The following is a 15368-nucleotide window of genomic DNA, read 5'->3' as shown; positions in this document are numbered from 1 at the left end:
TACAGCCGTCGGCCGCGGTCCGGTCCGGGATCCCTGCCTGGCAGGCTTGTCGCGTGAAGCACCTATGTCGCGCCCTCGCCGTTGCCGTGGCCCTCGCCCTGTCGGGCTGCTCCGGTCCGGACGCCGCCGCCCCGGAGAAGGGTCTCGACGACCCCGCCACGAAGGACGTCGCCATGCAGCTGGTGTCCAGCGCGGAGAACTCCTCACTGGACTGGAAGGCCCAGTACGGCTACATCGAGGACATCGGCGACGGCCGCGGCTACACCGCCGGCATCATCGGATTCTGCTCCGGCACCGGCGACATGCTGAAGGTCGTCGAACGCTACGGGGCGGCGCGCCCCGGAAACACGCTCGAACGCTTCCTGCCGGCACTGCGCGCGGTGAAGGGCAGCGATTCGCACGCGGGGCTCGGCGCACCGTTCACGGAAGCCTGGGCGAAGGCCGCGTCGGACCCGGCGTTCCGGGCCGCACAGAACACGGAGCGTGACCGTTCCTACTTCGATCCCGCGGTCGACCAGGGCGAGGAGGACGGACTCGGCGCCCTGGGCCAGTTCATCTACTACGACGCCTTCGTGATGCACGGTTACGAGGACGCGGTGGGCACGGTCGGCTTCCGCACGATGCGCGCCCAGGCCGTCGCGGCTGCCGAGCCGCCCTCTGCCGGAGGGGACGAGGAGGCCTATCTCAACGCCTTCCTCGATGCCCGGGTGGCCGCGATCCGTAAGGAGCCCTCCCACAGCGACACCAGCCGCGTGGAGACCGCCCAACGCGTGTTCGTGCGCGAAGGAAAGCTTCAGCTGGAGTCGCCCCTGCGGTGGAAGGTCTACGGCGAGAGCTACCGTATCGACTACTGAGCGTCACCTTTCCGGACCCCGCACCGCGTGTCTGCACGCGGTGCGGGGCTCTTGCGTATACGGAAAAGGAATCCCACGCATCCGTGTCCGGGGTCTGTACCGCAGGCTCAACCACCTGATAGGAAAGCTTCCTAACAGAACACCGGAACGACGAACTCCCGTTTGGAGGACTGGTGCACTACCCCCACAATGGCACCGCACGTCGCACCACCCGTCTCACTCGTCTCCTGCGTCTCTCCCATCTCACCCGACCCTTCGGTCTCGCCGCAGTGGCCCTCGGGCTGACGCTCACCGCGATTCCGTTCACCGCTCAGGCCGGCGCCCCCACGCCGTCGGCCGCGCAACACCTGGAGGCCGCCGCGACCGGGCTCGACGACCCTGCGAAGAAGGACATCGCCATGCAGTTGGTGTCCAGCGCGGAGAACTCCTCACTGGACTGGAAGGCCCAGTACGGCTACATCGAGGACATCGGCGACGGCCGCGGCTACACCGCCGGCATCATCGGATTCTGCTCCGGCACCGGCGACATGCTCGGTCTGGTCGAGCTGTACACGGAGCGCGAGCCGGGCAACGTGCTCGCGAAGTACCTGCCCGCCCTGCGCGCGGTGGACGGCTCCGACTCGCACGAGGGGCTCGACCCCGGCTTCACCGGGGACTGGGCCGAGGCGGCGTCCGACCCCGCCTTCGAACAGGCACAGAACGACGAGCGGGACCGGGTGTACTTCGATCCGGCGGTGAGCCAGGGCAAGTCCGACGGCCTCGGCACGCTGGGCCAGTTCGCGTACTACGACGCCATCGTCATGCACGGCGGCGGCAGCGACAGCACGAGCTTCGGCTCCATCCGCCGTATGGCTCTGGAGCGGGCACGGCCGCCGTCCCAGGGCGGCGACGAAGTGGCCTACCTCGACGCGTTCCTGGACGCGCGGGTCTGGGCGATGAAGCAGGAGGAAGCCCACTCGGACACCAGCCGGGTGGACACCGCCCAGCGTGTGTTCCTGCGGAACGGCAATCTGAATCTGGATCCGCCGCTGGACTGGCACGTGTACGGCGACAGCTTCCACATCGGCTGATCCCGCCAACACCCCAGGCGCGTACGGCGGTTCCCGCAAGGGTCCGTCGTACGCGCCTGGGGTGCACCGGCCGTCCGGTCAGTGGGCGACGGGCAGGGCCACCGGATCCTTCGACGGTTCGCTTTCGGCGGCCTCCTCGGCGCCCTCCGGCTTCCGGCCCAGGTGGTTGAAGGCCAGGTTCAACAGGATCGCCACGACACAGCCCGTGGAGATGCCGGAGTCGAGGACGACGAGCAGGTCCTCGGGGAAGGCGTGGTAGAAGTCCGGCGCGGCGATCGGGATCAGGCCGATGCCCACGGCGGTCGCGACGATCAGCGCGTTCTCGCCCTTCTCCAGGGCCGCGGCGGCCAGCGTCTGGATGCCGCTCGCGGCGACCGAGCCGAAGAGGACGATGCCGGCGCCGCCCAGCACGGGCAGCGGTACGAGGGCGATGACGGACGCGGCGACCGGGACCAGTCCGAGCACCACCAGGATCACTCCGCCGGCGGCGACGACGAAGCGGCTGCGGACCTTGGTCATGGCGACCAGCCCGATGTTCTGGGCGAACGCGCTGCACATGAAGCCGTTGAAGAGCGGGCTGACGGCACTGCCCAGTGTGTCGGCCCGCAGACCGCCCTCGATGGTCCGCTCGTCCGCAGGACGTCCGACGATCTTGCCGAGGGCCAGCATGTCCGCGGTGGACTCGGTCATGCAGACCAGCATCACGATGCACATCGAGACGATGGCGGCGATCTCGAACTGCGGGGCACCGAAGTGGAACGGCGTCGGGAAGCCGACCAGGTCGGCGTCCCCCAGGGTCCCGAAGTCGGTGATGCCGACCGGGATCGCGATCAGCGTGCCGATGACCAGGCCGAGCAGGATCGCGATCTGCTGGAGGAAGCCGCGCAGGAGTTTGCGCAGGGCGAGCACGATCACGAGGGTGACGGCGGCCATCGTGATGTTGGTCGTCGAACCGTAGTCGTCGGCGCCCGCGTTGCCGCCCTGGGACCAGTTGAAGGCGACCGGCAGCAGCGAGACGCCGATCAGGGTGATGACGGTGCCGGTGACGACGGGCGGGAAGAACCGGACGAGTTTGCAGAAGTACGGGGCGAGCAGGAAGCCGAGGAGGCTGGCGACGATGATCGCGCCGAAGATGACGGCGATGCCGTCGTGCCCCCGGTCCTTGCCGATCGCGATCATCGGGGTGACCCCCGCGAACGAGACCCCGTTGACGAACGGCAGCCGGGCGCCGATGCGCCAGAAGCCCAGGGTCTGCAGGAGGGTGGCGATGCCCGCGGTGAAGAGGCTCGCCCCCATCAGGAAGGCGGTCTCCTTCGCGGTGAGGCCTACGGCGGGTCCCACGATCATCGGCGGGGCCACGACACCCGCGTACATCGCGGCCACGTGCTGCAGACCGCTGGTGAACATCTTCAGTGGGGGGAGTGTCTCGTCGACCGGGTGTTTCCGGTCGGTTCCTTCGGATATCTCTGTGCGAAACCTGGGCGTAGCTGCCACGGCGGCTTCCTCCGGTCGGGTACGCGTCGGGGACGCGGGTGTCAGGGAGGTGGTGCTGAGTGGTGCGTTGGTGCAGGTCGTGCAGCTGATGCGGCAGCTTTCGTCACCGGTGCGAGGGCGCGTACGTATGGGTACGCGCCCCCGCAACGGCTGCCGTGGACCCGGTTCGGGGCCACGGCGGCCGGCCCAGGGCCGTCCCCCTCGGCCGGCCAGTCGGGGGAGGATGCGGAGCGTCGGACTCCCGCGGCGGAGCGTCGGACTCCCGCGGCGGAGCGTCGGACTCCCGCGGCGGAGCGTCGGGCTCCCGCGGCGGAGCGTCAGATCCCCACGGCGGAGCCTCGGGCTCCTCGGCGGAGCGTCAGGCTCCGGCGGCGATCTGCGCCAGGCGCCTGGCCTCGTCGCGGGTCGCGCGGGCGATGGCGTCCTCGTCCACCGTGGTGAGGTGGTTGTCCTCGACGACGGTTCTGCCGTTGACGAGGGAGAGGGTGACGGGTGCCGCGGCGCCGAAGACGAGTGCGGTCACCGGGTCGGCGATGGAGGCGTGCGCGAGGGTGTCGAGCTTCCACAGGACGAGGTCGGCGAGCTTGCCGGCCTCCAGGGAGCCGATCTCCTCGGCCCGGCCGAGGACCTGTGCGCCGCCGTACGTCCCCAGGCGCAGTGCCTGGCGGGCGTTGAGTGCCTTCTCGCGGTGGGCGCCGAGACGGTTGATGAGGAGGGCGTTGCGCAGTTCGGTGTGGAGTTCGCCGGACTCGTTGGACGCGGTGCCGTCGACACCGAGACCGACCGGGACGCCCGCGGCGAGCATGTCGGGGACCCGGGCGATGCCTGCGGCGAGGCGGGCGTTGGAGGACGGGCAGTGCGCGACGCCGGTGCCGGTGCGGGCGAACGCGGCGATGTCGGAGTCGTTCATGTGGACGCAGTGCGCCATCCACACGTCGTCACCGAGCCAGCCCGTCGACTCGAAGTAGTCGGTGGGGCCCATGCCGAACAGTTCCTTGCAGAACTGCTCCTCCTCGACGGTCTCCGATCCGTGCGTGTGCAGTCGCACCCCGCGTCGGCGAGCCAACTCAGCTCCCTGCCTGAGGAGTTCGGTCGACACGGAGAAGGGCGAGCAGGGCGCGACGGCGATGCGGGTCATCGCGTCGAACGAGGCGTCGTGGTGTGCGTCGATGGTCGCCTCGGTGGCGGCGAGGGCACCTTCGAGCGTCTCGACCGCGAAGTCCGGCGGCAGTCCGCCGTCCTTCTCGCTGCGGTCCATGGAGCCGCGGGCGAGGGTGAACCGCACGCCCATGTCGCGGGCGGCGCCGATGATCGCGCCGGACAGGTCGCCGGCGCCCTGCGGGTAGACGTAGTGGTGGTCCATCGCGGTGGTGACACCGCCGCGGGCCATCATGGCGAGCGAGCCCTGCGCGGCCACGCCAGCCATCCGCTCGTCGATGCGCGCCCACGTCGGGTACAGGGCGACCAGCCAGTCGAAGAGGTTGTGGTCGGTCGCGAGCCCACGGGTGATCCACTGGTAGAAGTGGTGGTGGGTGTTGACCAGCCCGGGTGTGACGAGGTGGCCGGTGCCGTCGATGCGTCGTACGACATCGGTGAGGCCCTCGGGCGCCTTGCCCGCACCGACGGATTCGATGCGGTTGCCCGCCACGACGACATGACCCGAGGCGTACTCGGTGTCGTGGGCGTCGACGGTCGCGATCGAACAGTTCTCGATGACGATGCGCTGTGTGGGCCTGGGATCCGCCGAAGCTGCCATGGTGCTTCCTTCTTCTGTCTCTGGCGATGTGGGCACGGCAGGACCCTAGGAGGATTTGAGTGCCACAGCGTTGACGCCATGGGTGCCGAGGTGTGAAGAGGACGTCCGGCCACCCGCCTGGCTGCGGGGCGGGCGGGAGGCCGGCTCGGTGCGCTGTGTCAGAGGTTGGTCATGTCGACGGGGATCTTCGGCTCGACGCCGTCCCGGAGCACCGTCGCCTCGATGAGGCCGTACGGCCGGTCGGCGGCGAAGTAGACCTCGTTGTCGTTCTTGAGGCCGAACGGCTCCAGGTCCACCAGGAAGTGGTGGTTGTTCGGCAGCGAGAAGCGGATCTCGTCGATCTCGCTGCGGCTGTTGATGACCCGCGAACCCATCTGGTAGAGGGTCTGCTGGAGCGAGAGGGAGTACGTCTCGGCGAAGGCCTGCAGCATGTGCTTCTTGGCCTGCTCGTACGACTTCTCCCAGTTGGGCATGCGCTCGTCGTCGCTGGTCCAGTTGTAACGCCAGGCGGCCGACACGTCGGTGCACAGGACGCGGTCGTACGCCTCCTTGAGCGTCGTGTACCTGTCCTTGACGTAGCCCCAGAACTCCGAGTTGGTCGAGTTCATGACGGTGAGGTCCTTGAGACCGGAGATGACCTCCCAGTGCTCGCCGTCGAAGGTGATCTGGGTGGTGCGCAGTTCCTGGCCCTTGCGGGCGAAGGAGTGGTTGACCTCGTCGGCGCCGATGAACCTGGAGTTGCCGTCCGAGGTCGCGATGCGCTCCCAGGCGTACTCCTGGATCCGGATCCGCGCCGTCCTGATCGGCTCCTGGGAGGTCACGAAGTGCCGGGCGAGGTGGATGCCGAACTGCTCGGCGGACTCGATGCCGTGCTCCTTGGCGAACGCGTACACCGTGTTCTTGGTGGTGTCGGTCGGCAGGACGTTCGCGTTGGAACCGGAGTAGTGGACGTCGTCCATGTCGCCGGAGAGGGCGACCGAGACGTTGAGGTCCTTGATGTGGTGGGTGTCGCCGTCCCGCGTGATCCTGACGACGCGGTTCTCTGCTTTGCCGTACTGGTTCTGGCCGAGAATCGTGGGCATTGTCTGCTAGCTCCCTCGGTAAACGGAGTAGCCGAACGGGTTGAGCAGCAGCGGTACGTGATAGTGCTCGCCCGGTGTGACGGCGAATGCGATCGCCACCTCCGGGAAGAACGCACCGCTGTCCCTTACGCGGGGGGCGTCCTGCTGCGCCTCGGCTTGCTTCTGGCTGGTGAAGTACGACTCGGTGTCGAAGACGAGCCGTACGTGGGTGGTGCCTTCCGGCAGGGCCGGCAGGTCCTTGCAGCGCCCGTCCGCGTCGGTCGCGGATCCGCCGAGCGTCACGTACTGCGCGTCGCCGCCGCTGCGGGCGGCGAGCGAGACGGTGACTGCCGCGGCGGGGCGGCCGATGCTGGTGTCCAGGATGTGGGTGGACACCGATGCGGTGGTGTCGGTGCTCAAGACCGTCACACTCCTTGTTCCGGGGTTTCCTGTACGAGGCGGGTCAGCCGGATACGGTTGATCTTGCCCAGTTCGGTGCGCACGTGTCCGCGCTCCTGCTCGGGCGAGTTCCCGATCCGGGACTTCACCGCGTCGCGCATCTGCTCACCGGTGGCTCCGGTGGCGCAGATCAGGAAGACGTGGCCGAACCGCTCCTGGTAGGCCAGGTTCAGTTCGAGCATCTCGGTCCTGAGCTCCTCGGACGCTCCGGCCATCCCCCGCTGTTCACGGGCGGAGGCCGGATCCCCGGGCTTCGGGCGGCCGATCGGCGGATGGCCCGCCATCGCTTCGGCCAGGTCATCCGGGGAGAGCTCGGCCGTGGCGGCGTCGCTCGTGGAGAACAGGGCTTCCGCGGTGGCGTACGGCCGGTGGGCGAGAACCGCGCTCCCCCATGCCGCGCTGGCGCACACCTCGTGCAGCTCGGCAGCGGCCTCTGCGGCCGCCAGGGTGTTGAACCGGGCGAGGCCCGGTGTGGAGCTCGAAGTCACGGGAGCCTCCGTGGCTGTTTTTCGCTGTGCGTTGTACGGGCTGCGGATAGCTAACGCCTTTCACAACATCACGTCAACAGTTTGTTGAAATTCCACGAACGCGGAGAGCCGCCGTCCCGGCATCCGGACAGCGGCTCTCGGTGCGCTCGGCCCACCTCCGGGTCAACTACTCACTCTTGGCGCCGTTCTCGCGGTTGAGGTAGTTGTAGACGGTGAAGCGGCTGACGCCCAGGGCGCCCGCCACGGTCTCCACGCCGTGCCTCACGGCGAAGGCACCGCGTGCCTCCAGAGTCCGGACGATCCGCTGTTTGGTCTTGCGGTCCAGGTCGGCGAGCGGCATCCCGTGCCGCCGCTCCATTCCGGCCAGGATGTGGTCGAGCGAGTCGGAGAGCTGCGGGAGCCGCACGGCTATGACGTCCTCCCCCTCCCAGGCGAGCACCACGTCGTCGGCCTGCGCCTGCTCGGGCCCCAGCAGCTCGGCGCCCATGGCGTCCACGAGCGGCTTCACCGCGGCGACCAGGGGGTGCTCCCCCTGTCCGGTCACGGGGTGTCCTCCCCGATCACGTTGACCTGGAGCGACACCCGGGTGGCACCCGAGGCCAGCGCCTTGCGCAGCAGGGAGTCCACGGCGGTGAGGACCTGGTCGGCGCCGCCCTCGGCCGTGTTGCCGAACGGGCCGACGTCCACCGAGTCCAGTTCGGCCGTCCGGATCACCTCGCGGGCCACCACCGCGTGGGCGGGCGCCTCGTCGAGATCGAAGGGCTCGGTGGTGAATTCCACCCTCAAGCGCACAGTGCCTCCCTCATGTCGCCGCCGCGGTCGTCGGCTCGCACGGCTGGCTCCCGACCCTATGGCACGGCGGTCAGGAGCCCGACTGGATGTCCCCCCGGGTGGAGGAGGTGATCGGGTCGCCGTGCGCGAAGTCGCCGGGCGGGATCCCGGGGTGGTGCCCGTCCCTGACCAGCCCCGCGGCGGCAGCCGCGGGACCGAGCGCGAGCCGGGAGACGATCCGGTACCGGTCGCCCCGGTAGAGCGAGTGGACGTACTCCACGGGCCGGCCGCCGGTGTCCGAGGTCAGCCGCTCGAAGAGGAGCGCCGGGGACAGCTCCGGAACCTCCAGGAGCCGTGCCTCCGCCCGGGTGACGACGGTGGGCTCGATGGCCTGGACCGCCTCGTGGACGTGCACGTGGTGGGTGTCGCGCAGATGCTCGTACAGGTCGCCGTTCTCCAGCTCCTGGGCGGAGAGGCCCGGGACGAGTGCCGCCCTGATGTGCAGGTGCTCGATGGCCATCGGCGCTCCGTCGACGAGGCGCAGCCGGGCGACGTACACGATGTCCTCGGCGGGCGACATCCGGAGTTTGCGGCCTACCCGGGCGCCGGCCTGGAGGGTGGTGAACTCCAGCAGGCGGCTCGACCACGCTCCGGCCGCCTGCGGGACGCCCAGGGCGAGGTCGGCGGAGACGAGCTCCTGGGTGATCTTCTCGGGTGCGACGAACATGCCGCGGCCGTGTTCGCGGACCAGGAGTCCGGCGGCCACCAGCTCGTCGATCGCGGCGCGCACCGTGGGCCTGGACACGCCGAGCAGGGTGCAGAGGGCGCGCTCGGAGGGAATGGCGTCCCCCGGCCTGCGTGACTCGATGAGCTCGAGGACGGCGTCGCGGGCCCGCTCCCGTTTGAGCACCGTCCCCGGTACGTCGTCTGCCATGCCTTCACCCTCCTGACGTCAGGTTTCCTTACCAGTTGACCAACTGGTGGTTACTGGTCAGGGCAGTGTAGCCGCCCTTCGCGATGAGGGTGGAGGTCTCCAGCACTCAAAGATCTCCAAGGGCCCTTTGTACACAAGGGGTTGACGGCCCCATTGGTCTATGCCACCTTCATCCACCATCAAGAGGTGAGCTGTCCAGTGGGCTTCACTGGTCAGGTGGTCAGGTCTCGTTCTCGTTGAGGTGAACCGTGAAGTACCGCTTGCTCGCATGTGGTTCCGCGCTGGTGATGGCCGCCGCACTCAGTGCCTGTAGTTCCTCCTCGGACGGCGCCGACGAGGCCGGGGGTGTGACGACGGTCGACGTATGGCTGATGCGTGACAGCGTCTCGGCCGCGTTCCAGAAGGAGTTCGTCAAGGGCTTCGAGGCCCAGCACCCGGAGATCAAGGTCAAGGTCCAGATCCAGGAGTGGGACGGCATCGGGCAGAAGATCACCGCCGCACTGGCCAGCAACGACGCCCCGGACGTGATCGAGGCGGGCAACACCCAGGTGGCGCAGTTCGCCGAGAGCGGCGGGCTGCTCGACCTCAGCGACAAGAAGGACGAGCTGAACGGCAAGGACTGGCTGAAGGGCCTGGCCGAGCCCGGCTCGTACAAGGGGAAGCAGTACGGCATCCCGTACTACGCGGCCAACCGTGTCGTCATCTACCGCACCGACCTGTTCGAGAAGGCCGGGATCGACGCCGCCTCCATCACCACACGCGAACAGTGGATCGCTGCCACGACCAAGCTCAACAAGGGAGGTACACAGGGCATTTATCTGCCCGGCCAGCTCTGGTACGCGCTGGGCGGTTTCATCTGGGACGAGGGCGGCGACTTCGCCACCGAGTCCGGCGGCAGCTGGAAGGGCGCGCTGGACTCGCCCGAGGCGCTGCGCGGCATGGAGTTCTACGCACAGCTCCAGGCCCTCGGCAAGGGCCCCAAGGACTCCGACGAGGACGATCCGCCGCAGGCCGAGGTGATGGCTCAGGGGCAGGTGGCCCAGGTGATCTCCACGCCGGGCGGGGCGAACGTGGTCATGGAGAACAACCCCGAACTCAAGGGCAAGCTCGGCTTCTTCCCGATCCCGGGCAAGACGGCCGGCACTCCGGGCGCGGTGTTCACCGGAGGATCCGATCTGGTCGTGCCCGCCGCGGCCGGTCATCCCGACGAGGCACTGACGTTCATCAAGGAACTCACGGGCGACGCCTGGCAGAAGAAGCTCGCCGTGGCCATGAGCTATGTGCCCAACCGGACCACGCTGGCCTCGTCCGTGGCCGGTGACCCAGGTGCCTCCGCGATGGCGGTCGGCGCGGCGAACGGCCACGCGACGCCCAACACCCCCGGCTGGGCAGCGGTGGAGGCCGAGAACCCGATCAAGGACTACATGACCGCGGTCCTCACCGGCAGGAACGCCGCGGAGGAGGCCGCCAAGGCCTCGGCCGACATCACCAGGGCCATGAACGCCGGCTCCTGATCCCGTCCCCGCTTCCGCCCGCCCTTCCCCTCACCGAAAGGAGGCCTGCCGTGCCGGTCGTCCGTGAACGGACCGCACCACACGTCCATCATCCCGCGGGAGCACCGCCGGGGCGGCGGCCCCGCCCCTCGCGCAACCTCTGGCCGTACGCCCTGATCGCCCCCGCGATCGGCGGCATGCTCTACCTGCTCGTGTACCCGCTCGCGCGGGCCGTGCTGATCTCCCTGCAGGACTTCCGTCTCCGCCAGCTGATCAGTGGGGACGCGGAGTTCGTCGGACTGCGGAACTACCGGACGCTGCTGTCCGACCCGCGGTTCTGGGAGGTGGTCGGCCGCACCTTCGTCTTCATGGCCGTCAACGTCGTACTGATCATGGTCATCTCCACCCTGGTCGCGCTGATGACGGAGCGGCTCGGCCGGGCGGGGCGCACGGCGGTGCTCTGTGCGCTGGTGCTCGCCTGGGCCATGCCGGTGGTCGCGGCCACCACGGTCTTCCAGTGGCTGTTCCACTCCGAATTCGGCATCGTCAACTGGTCGTTGACCTCGCTGGGCTTCGGTTCCTTCGACCGCTACCCGTGGTTCGCGAACGGTACGGCCGCCTTCGTGATCCTGGTCGTACTGATCGTCTGGCAGTCCGTGCCGTTCGCGGCGATCACCCTCTACTCGGCACTCACCACCGTCCCGGCCGAGCTGTACGAGTCGGCCCGGCTGGACGGTGCGTCCGGCGTCCGGATCTTCCGCTCGGTCACCTTCCCGATGCTTCGGCCGATCTTCATGCTGGTCTTCTCCCTGGAAGTGATCTGGACGTTCAAGGCGTTCGTCCAGATCTGGGTGATGACCCGCGGCGGTCCCGGCGACTCCACCACGATCCTGCCCGTGTACGCGGTCCAGACGGCGCTCTCCAGCCAGCGCTACGACCTGGGGTCCGCCGCTTCGATGGTCACCGTGGTGCTGATGTCCGGGGTGCTCGTCCTCTACTTCCGCCAGATGTTCCGCCAGGAGGACGAACTCCGATGACCCTGCTACGCCCCCGGATCCGGCGGATCCCGCTGAACGCCGCCGCTGTGGTGACCGTCGTCGTCTGCCTCTTCCCGGTGTACTGGATGATCTCGACGGCCTTCAAGCCGTCACGGGACATCCAGTCGGCCGACCCTCAGCTCGTTCCGTACACCTGGACGCTGGACCACTTCCGCCGGGCCGTGCAGGCCGACGGGTTCGAGCTGTTCTGGCGCAACAGCATCCTGGTCACGCTCGGCGCGGTGCTTCTGGCGCTGGTCGTGGCGCTGGGGTCAGCGTTCGCCGTGGCCAGGATGAGGTGGAAGGGCCGGCGGCAGTTCATGCTCCTGGTCTTCATCGCCCAGATGGCGCCCTGGGAGTCGCTGATCATCCCCATCTACATCATCTCCCGCGACACGGACATGCTCGACCGGCTCCCGACGCTGACCCTGGTCTACTTCATGATCACGCTGCCGTTCACGATCGTGGTGCTGCGGGGCTTCATCGCGACCATTCCGCCCGAGCTGGAGGAGGCGGCGCAGGTCGACGGCTGCACCCGGACCGGTGCCTTCTGGCGGGTGGCCATGCCCCTGCTCGCTCCCGGCCTGATGGCCACCTCGCTCTTCGGCTTCATCACCGCCTGGAACGAGTTCGCGTACGCCAACTTCCTGATCATCAAACAGCAGGACAACCGCACCCTGCCGGTCTGGCTGTCGTCCTTCCAGAACACCTTCGGCACGGACTGGGGCGCCACCATGGCCGCCTCCACGCTCTTCGCCCTGCCCGCGCTGGTCATCTTCCTGCTCCTCCAGCGCCACGTCACCTCCGGCTTCGCGGCCGGCGCCGTCAAGGGCTGACCCCGCTCGCCGTACCCGCGAACCGCCCGAGATCCGATTCCGGAGGCCCCCATGCCCGCATCACGCCCCGAGCTCTCCCTCGTACCCCGGCCCCGCAAGGTCTCGCCCCGCCCCGGCCGCTTCGTCCTCGACGCCGGCACCTGTGTCCGTGCCCAGCCGGGTGCGGAAGCGGCGGCCGAGCTGCTGCGTACGCTCGTGGGCCCCGCCACCGGCCTCCCGCTCGCACCGGCGGCCGACGGCCGGATCGTCCTGGCGCTCGACCCGCAGCTCGGCGGTCTCGGCGACGAGGGGTACGGCCTCACCGTCGGACCACAGGCGCTCCTGCTGCGCGCCGCCCGGCCGACGGGTCTGCTCCGCGGCGTTCAGACGGTCCGTCAGCTGCTGCCTCCCGAAGCCCTTTCGGGCGGTGTGCGGGCGGAGTCCTGGGAGCTGCCGTGCGTCGAGATCAGTGACGTGCCGCGCCACCCCTGGCGCGGCGCGATGCTCGATGTGGCCCGGCACTTCCAGCCCGTCTCGTATCTGCACCGGTACGTCGACCTCCTGGCCTTCCACAAGCTGAACACGCTCCATCTGCACCTCACGGACGACCAGGGCTGGCGCATGCCGGTGGACGCCTTCCCGCGGCTGACCTCGGTGGGGAGCCACCGGGCCCAGTCCCTGTCGGACGGCGTCCCGCACTCGGGGGCGTACACCAAGCAGGAGCTGCGGGACCTGGTCGACCATGCCGCGGCCCGCGGGGTGACGGTCGTACCCGAGATCGAGATGCCCGGTCATGTGCGCGCGGCCCTCGCCGCCTACCCCGAGCTGGGCAACCACCCGGGCCGGAGCCTCGACGTCTGGACCCGATGGGGCGTCTGCGACACCGTGCTGGGCGTCCACGAGCAGGTCTTCGACTTCTGCCGGACCGTGCTGGAGGAGGTCATGGACGTCTTCCCCTCCCCGTACATCCACATCGGCGGCGAGGAGTGCCCGACCACCGAATGGGAGAACAGCCCCGCGGCCCGTGAGCGGGCGGCGGCCGAGGGTCTCCCCGGCCCCGGGGCGCTGCACGGCTGGTTCATGGGCAGGATCGGGTCGTTCCTCGTGGAGCGTGGGCGCAGGCCCACCGGCTGGGCCGAGACCGGCACCGAACTCCCCCTCGACTTCACGGTGATGACCTGGCGCGACCCGGACCACGCCCGCGCCGCCGCCCGCCGCGGCCACCGGGTGGTGAGCGCGCACCACCGTGCCACGTACCTCGACTACGCCCAGTCCACGGATCCGGGCGAGCCGCCCACGCAGCCGGGGGCTCCCGTCCCTCTGCACACGGTGTACGGGAACGAGCCGGTTCCGGAGGACTGGGAGGCCGGCGAGGCCGAGCTGATCCTGGGCACCCAGGCGCAGTTGTGGACCGAGTACGTGCGGACGCCGGACCGGATCGAGTACCTCACCTACCCCCGCCTGTGCGCCCTGGCCGACCGCGCCTGGTCCGGCAGCGGCAGTGACTGGCCGGGGTTCGTCGAGCGCCTTCGCCACCACACCGCGCGGCTGGACGCCCTCGGTGTCCCCTACCACCCCCTCACCCCGCGGTCCCTCATGACCGCCTCCGCAGGTACAGCGCCATCCCCTCGGTAGCTCAATCCCCCACCACTGTTCCGGAGAGGAACATCCCATGAGGAAGATCGACAGGAGCCGGATCCGTTCGGCCGCGGCTGCCGCCGTCACCGTGGCGCTGGGCTGTACCGCCCTCGCCGCCCTGCCCTCGACCGCCGGCGCCGCTGCCGCCGCCGACGGGCTCGTCGTCCAGTACCGCACGAGTGCGTCAGGGGCGACGGCCGACCAGAGCGAACCCTGGCTGAAGGTGCGCAACACCGGCAGTACGAGCGTGCCGCTCAGCAACGTCAAGGTGCGGTACTACTTCAAGTCCGATTCGGCCTCGACGGCCTACCGGTTCGCGTGTTCCTGGGCGGTGAAGGGCTGCGGGAACATCACGGGTACGTTCGGGACGCTCGCGAACCCGACGGCCGACGCCGACCGCTACCTGGAGATCGCGTTCACCTCTGGAGCGGGCTCGCTGGCCCCCGGAGCGGACACCGGGGACATGCAGCTGCGCTTCCACCGGGCGGACTGGCAGTCGCTGCGGCAGAGCGACGACTACTCCTTCGGCGCCGGGCGGACCACGTACGGCGACTGGCCGAAGATCACCGCCCAGCTGGGCGGCGTCACGGCCTGGGGCGAGGCTCCCGGCGGCAACGGCCCGACCGATCCGACGGATCCCCCGACCGACCCGCCGGCCGACGGGCCCAGGCTGTTCGACGACTTCAACTACAGCGGCCACACGGACCCGGGCATCGCGGCGCACGGCTGGAGCGTCCGCTCCAACTCCGGCGGTCCGGGGGTGCCCGGTGCCGTGTGGGCTCCCGAGAACGTCACCTTCAGCAGTCAGAGCGGCAATTCGGTGATGAACCTGGAGACGTCGACGGCCGGTACCGGCGCATCGACGGAGCACACGGAGATCCTCACGCAGGCCACGAAGTTCCGTAACGGCACCTATGCGGCCCGGGTGAAGTTCAGCGACGCCCCCCGGTCCGGGCCCGACGGCGACCACCTCGTCCAGACGTTCTTCACCATCAACGACCTGAAGGCCCCGATGGCGGACGACTACGCGGAGTACGACTTCGAGTACCTGCCCAACGGCGGCTGGGGCGAGCCGGCCAACATCCTCTACACGACCTCGTGGGAGACCTACCGCCCCGACCCGTGGGAGGCCGTCAACCAGCACAGCGAGGCACGCCAGAGCTATGCGGGCTGGCACGACCTGGTGGTGACCATCGACAACAGCGCCATCACGTACTACGTCGACGGGCAGCACTTCGGCACGCACGGGGCGGCGTATCTGCCCGAGCGGCCGATGTCGATCAACTTCAACCAGTGGCTGATCGACCTGGCGGGCCAGAGCAGCACCACTCCCCGGTCCTACGACCAGCAGGTGGACTACGTCCTGCACGTGAAGGACCAGGTCCTGTCCCCGGCCCAGGTGTCCGCGCTGGTGGGCCAGTACCGGGCGGCGGGCACGACCTTCCAGGACACGGTGCCGGCCGGCTGACCCGGCCTGTGTGACCCGGTGGCGGGGTGG

Annotated in this window: 15 protein-coding genes; 7 read left to right on the top strand and 8 right to left on the bottom strand. The window is 69.3% G+C overall.

The genetic code is table 11. The features are described from left to right. The first annotated feature begins 53 nt into the window (after positions 1-53). The gene (locus ACFW9O_RS19865; RefSeq protein ID WP_384610931.1) at positions 54-854 is read left to right on the top strand and encodes a chitosanase; all 801 of its coding nucleotides are present in this window, start codon (positions 54-56) and stop codon (positions 852-854) included. Positions 855-1027: 173 nt separating this feature from the next. After that, the gene (locus ACFW9O_RS19860; RefSeq protein WP_384610929.1) at positions 1028-1924 is read left to right on the top strand and encodes a chitosanase; all 897 of its coding nucleotides are present in this window, start codon (positions 1028-1030) and stop codon (positions 1922-1924) included. Positions 1925-2002: 78 nt separating this feature from the next. Here ACFW9O_RS19860 and ACFW9O_RS19855 read toward each other — a convergent pair whose 3' ends face one another. The 8 genes from ACFW9O_RS19855 to ACFW9O_RS19820 form a co-directional block, all read right to left on the bottom strand. Then, positions 2003-3418 (bottom strand): nucleobase:cation symporter-2 family protein, encoded by a 1416-nt coding sequence (locus ACFW9O_RS19855; protein ID WP_384610927.1) that lies wholly within the window; start codon positions 3416-3418, stop codon positions 2003-2005. A gap of 358 nt (positions 3419-3776) precedes the next feature. Beyond that, a complete protein-coding gene (locus ACFW9O_RS19850; RefSeq protein ID WP_351179849.1) occupies positions 3777-5174 on the bottom strand; it encodes an 8-oxoguanine deaminase in 1398 nt (465 codons plus the stop codon). A gap of 158 nt (positions 5175-5332) precedes the next feature. After that, complete coding sequence (gene pucL / locus ACFW9O_RS19845; RefSeq protein ID WP_384610925.1) at positions 5333-6256, bottom strand: factor-independent urate hydroxylase; 924 nt, start codon at positions 6254-6256, stop codon at positions 5333-5335. A gap of 6 nt (positions 6257-6262) precedes the next feature. Beyond that, positions 6263-6655, bottom strand: a complete 393-nt coding sequence (uraH, locus tag ACFW9O_RS19840; RefSeq protein ID WP_384610923.1) for a hydroxyisourate hydrolase — start codon at positions 6653-6655, stop codon at positions 6263-6265. 5 nt (positions 6656-6660) lie between these two features. Beyond that, positions 6661-7182, bottom strand: coding sequence for a 2-oxo-4-hydroxy-4-carboxy-5-ureidoimidazoline decarboxylase (gene uraD, locus ACFW9O_RS19835; protein WP_384610921.1), 522 nt, complete (start codon positions 7180-7182; stop codon positions 6661-6663). Between the two features lie 166 nt (positions 7183-7348). Further along, positions 7349-7669 (bottom strand): helix-turn-helix domain-containing protein, encoded by a 321-nt coding sequence (locus ACFW9O_RS19830; RefSeq protein WP_384611290.1) that lies wholly within the window; start codon positions 7667-7669, stop codon positions 7349-7351. Positions 7670-7722: 53 nt separating this feature from the next. Then, the gene (locus ACFW9O_RS19825; RefSeq protein WP_329206061.1) at positions 7723-7974 is read right to left on the bottom strand and encodes a hypothetical protein; all 252 of its coding nucleotides are present in this window, start codon (positions 7972-7974) and stop codon (positions 7723-7725) included. A gap of 70 nt (positions 7975-8044) precedes the next feature. Then, on the bottom strand, positions 8045-8887 hold the full coding sequence (locus ACFW9O_RS19820) for a GntR family transcriptional regulator (protein WP_384610918.1): 843 nt from the start codon (positions 8885-8887) through the stop codon (positions 8045-8047). A 248-nt stretch (positions 8888-9135) separates the two neighbouring features. On the opposite strand from ACFW9O_RS19820, the gene ACFW9O_RS19815 reads away from it, so the two are divergent. Genes ACFW9O_RS19815 through ACFW9O_RS19795 form a run of 5 tightly spaced genes read left to right on the top strand, consistent with a single transcriptional unit; the run spans position 9136 to position 15338 of the window. Continuing rightward, complete coding sequence (locus ACFW9O_RS19815) at positions 9136-10401, top strand: extracellular solute-binding protein (protein WP_384610917.1); 1266 nt, start codon at positions 9136-9138, stop codon at positions 10399-10401. 50 nt (positions 10402-10451) lie between these two features. Next, the gene (locus ACFW9O_RS19810) at positions 10452-11417 is read left to right on the top strand and encodes a carbohydrate ABC transporter permease (RefSeq protein WP_384610915.1); all 966 of its coding nucleotides are present in this window, start codon (positions 10452-10454) and stop codon (positions 11415-11417) included. Beyond that, entirely contained in the window at positions 11414-12253 is an 840-nt protein-coding gene (locus tag ACFW9O_RS19805) for a carbohydrate ABC transporter permease (protein WP_351179824.1), read from the top strand. The genes ACFW9O_RS19810 and ACFW9O_RS19805 overlap by 4 nt, the downstream gene beginning before the upstream one ends. 51 nt (positions 12254-12304) lie before the next feature. Further along, on the top strand, positions 12305-13867 hold the full coding sequence (locus ACFW9O_RS19800; protein ID WP_384610913.1) for a beta-N-acetylhexosaminidase: 1563 nt from the start codon (positions 12305-12307) through the stop codon (positions 13865-13867). A 37-nt stretch (positions 13868-13904) separates the two neighbouring features. Next, complete coding sequence (locus ACFW9O_RS19795; protein WP_384610911.1) at positions 13905-15338, top strand: cellulose binding domain-containing protein; 1434 nt, start codon at positions 13905-13907, stop codon at positions 15336-15338. The last annotated feature ends 30 nt before the right edge of the window (positions 15339-15368 follow it).

The organism is Streptomyces sp. NPDC059499 (genome assembly GCF_042749285.1).
In the GTDB taxonomy this organism is placed as follows: Bacteria; Actinomycetota; Actinomycetes; order Streptomycetales; family Streptomycetaceae; genus Streptomyces.
This window is presented reverse-complemented; position numbering and strand designations above follow the sequence as displayed.